The organism is Acidovorax sp. (assembly GCF_046314175.1).
Lineage (GTDB): Bacteria > Pseudomonadota > Gammaproteobacteria > Burkholderiales > Burkholderiaceae_C > Acidovorax.
The window spans coordinates 1-3,116 of record NZ_JBKBXG010000190.1 but is presented as its reverse complement, the minus strand read 5'-3'; the positions used below and the strand labels follow the sequence as shown (position 1 = coordinate 3,116).

Sequence of the window (3,116 nt, the reverse complement as noted above, 5' to 3'; positions counted from 1 at the left end):
CACGGGCTGCTTCCACGGCGGCGTTCAGCGCCAAGATGTTGGTCTGGAACGCAATGCCGTCGATGACGCTGATGATGTCTGCAATCTTGTTGCTGCTGGCGTTGATGCCTTTCATGGTCTCAACGACTTCAGCCACCACATCGCCGCCCTGCACTGCCACGGTGGAGGCGCTCACAGCCAGCTGGTTGGCCTGGCGGGCGTTGTCTGCGTTCTGGCGCACGGTGGAGCCCAGCTCTTCCATGGAGGCGGCGGTTTCTTCCAGCGCAGAGGCCTGTTGCTCTGTGCGCGCTGACAGGTCGTTGTTGCCCGAGGCAATCTGTGAGCTAGCGGAGGCTACGCCCTCAGCGTTCTGACGCACCGAACTGACGGTGTTGACCAAGCTTTGCTGCATGCGCTGCAGCGCGGCGAGCAACATGCCAGTTTCGTCCTTGGAATGAACAGTGAGTTGGCCGCTGAGGTCACCATTGGCCACACGGTCTGCGGCTTCTACCGCCTGCGCCAGAGGGCGGGTGATGGAGCGAATGATCGTGATGGCCAAAAAGACAGCGATGGCGATGGCAAGCGCGCCCGCAATCAGGACATCGCGTATCAGGGAACTGGCCGCCGCTTGGGCTCGTTGGCCTGCGCTCACCGTGTTCTGTGCTTGAAACGCCACCTGCTCCTGAATTGTGGCTTGGTAAGCAAGCTGTACAGGACGGAGTTGCTCTTCCAGCAGCTTGATGGCTTCGTCCTTTTGCCCCTGCTGAATCAGGGCAAGGTACTGGTCTCCCACCTTCACGAAGTCCGCACGCTGCTGAAGCATACGGGTCAGTATTTCTTCGCCCTTGGGCGAGCTGATCAACACCTCTAGCGCTTTATATTGTTCAACTGTGGTTTCCCGCGCCTTCGCGATCTGCGCGCGCGCCGACTGGGTCACCGTGTCGGTCGAAAAGATGGCCAAATTGCGAAACTGAATAGCTTGCAAGTTCACCCCATCTGCCAATATGCCCAGGTCTTTGGTGATGGGTATGCGGACTTCAACAACGTCAGTGAGTTCTGTACTCTGACTAGCGGATCGGATCAGGCTGACTGCTCCCAGCGCAATCAGCAACAAGACCATGACGGCAAAGGCCACTGCCAAACGGGTGGATATCTTCAATTGATTCATCGCTGCGCCCTCAGGTTGATATTCGATACAGTTTGCCGCATTTCGCAACCTTAAACCTGACTCGCCTTTGCCACCAGACCTATCTCGTCGCTGCTCAGCAACGCTTCAATGTCCATCACGATCAGCATCCGATCACCCAGGCTGGCGATGCCCGTGACAAAGGCCGGGTCTACATTGCCCTGCCGCTCAAACTGCGGCGCGGGTTTAATGAGGTCGGGTGTCAGCGACACCACGTCCGCCACCGCATCCACCACAGCGCCGATCACCGTGGCGCCGATGTCCAGGATGATGACCACGGTGAAGTCGGTGTAGTAGGCCTCGGGGCACTGCAGCTTCAGGCGCAGGTCCAGGATGGGTACGATGCGGCCGCGCAGGTCGATCACGCCCTTGATGAAATCGGGCGACTGGGCCAGGCGGGTGGGTCGCTCGTACGAGCGGATTTCCTGCACGCGCAGGATGTCGATGCCGTACTCCTCAGCCCCCAGGCGGAAGGTGAGGTACTCGCCAGCGGGCGCCGCGGCGGGCACTGAGGACGAACGGGAGGGGGCGTGGGCAGATGCAGAAGTGATCATGGCGGGCTTTTTGAACGATGCGGGAAGGCACGCGGTCTATCAAATAACAAGGCCCGCGCGGGCGTGGTCGAAGCATAGCAGCGGCTTGTTTCATTTGCTCACAAGCCGCGGGGTAACCCCCCATCGAGGGGCGTCTTTGATGGCGGGCCAGCGCCTGCCGCAGACGATCTGCCGCCTTTGAATTGGAGAGCTAGCTCCATTCAAACCCCTGATGCGCAGACTAAAAAATGCTACCGTCGCCAGCCACTTGGGCCATAACTGGCCCACCCGGCGCGCCCTACCCTCGTTTTTGATCTGATCGACGACCTGATGCCCTTTTTCTTCCGTAACAAAGAAGCCGACCCTGCCCACATGCCCGCCCCGGGCCTCCCCCTGTTGGCGCTGGAGCTGCGGGCGCCGTGGGAGTTTGGGGCAGTGCTACCCGCCTGGGCGGTGCTGCAGCGCGCCCCGCGCGGCGACGGGCACACCGTCATCGTGTTCCCCGGCCTGACCGCGGGGGACACCACCACCGTGCCGCTGCGCCGCTATCTTGATTCGCGCAACTACAACACGCTCGGCTGGGGCCAGGGCCTGAACCTGGGCCCGCGCGATGGTGTGCTGGAAGCGGCCAAGCGCCAAGTACATCAAGCCGTGGAGGCCAGTGGCAACAAGGTCAGCCTGGTGGGCTGGAGCCTGGGCGGCATCTACGCCCGCGAACTGGCCAAGGAGCTGCCCGACCTGGTGCGCTGCGTGGTGACGCTGGGCACGCCGTTTGCCGGGCCCCATACCTCTACCAATGCATGGCGCATCTACCAGTTCGCCAGTGGCCGCAGCATTGAGCGCGAAACCGAAAACTACAACCTGCCCGAGGCGCCCCCGGTGCCCACCACCAGCATTTATTCGCGCACGGACGGCGTGGTGGCCTGGCGCGGCAGCGTTCAGGCGCCTACCGACCACAACCCGCACACCGAAAACATCGAGGTGGTGGCCAGCCACTTTGGCATGGGGCTGAACCCCAGCGCCTGGTGGGCAGTGGCCGACCGGCTGGGGCAACCGCATGGGCCTGATGTTGTGTGGCAGCCGTTTCGGCGGCCGATGGTGCGCGGGCTTCATTTGGTGTACCCCGATCCGCAGCGATAAGCGCGTTGCATACGGCAGAGAAGCACGCAAACAAACGATAGCCAACAAAAAAGCACACTGAGGACCGCAACCTCAGCGTGCTTTGTTTTTGATAGCTGCCAGTGCTTTATAGATAAGCGCTAGAGGCCATTTTCACTCATATTTTTGTACTGACCTACGATACAGGCCCGCTCAAAAGCTTTCCCAATCCTCGTCACCGCCCTTGGCAGTTGCTGGTGCCGTAGCCGGGCTTTGCGCCTTGGCTTTGGGTGTTGCGCCAGGTTTGGGCGCAGACAAGC

3 protein-coding genes are annotated in these 3,116 nt (G+C 61.2%); 1 reads left to right on the top strand and 2 read right to left on the bottom strand.

Annotated features, from left to right (window positions below; all coding sequences use genetic code 11):
* Window positions 1-1,147: MCP four helix bundle domain-containing protein (locus ACK4OE_RS25560; protein ID WP_409889228.1), on the bottom strand; the 1,147-nt coding region annotated here is incomplete at its 3' end.
* Between the two features lie 50 nt (window positions 1,148-1,197).
* Entirely contained in the window at window positions 1,198-1,719 is a 522-nt protein-coding gene (locus ACK4OE_RS25555; RefSeq protein ID WP_409889227.1) for a chemotaxis protein CheW, read from the bottom strand.
* Window positions 1,720-2,028: 309 nt separating this feature from the next.
* Between ACK4OE_RS25555 and ACK4OE_RS25550 the strand changes: the two genes are divergently transcribed.
* Window positions 2,029-2,838 (top strand): esterase/lipase family protein, encoded by an 810-nt coding sequence (locus ACK4OE_RS25550; RefSeq protein ID WP_409889226.1) that lies wholly within the window; start codon window positions 2,029-2,031, stop codon window positions 2,836-2,838.
* Window positions 2,839-3,116 lie beyond the last annotated feature (278 nt).

Coding starts and splice junctions, on each gene's coding strand:
- ACK4OE_RS25555 (WP_409889227.1), bottom strand. CDS start 1,719: ATGATCACTTCTGCATCTGCCCACGCCCCCTCCCGTTCGTCCTCAGTG.
- ACK4OE_RS25550 (WP_409889226.1), top strand. CDS start 2,029: ATGCCCTTTTTCTTCCGTAACAAAGAAGCCGACCCTGCCCACATGCCC.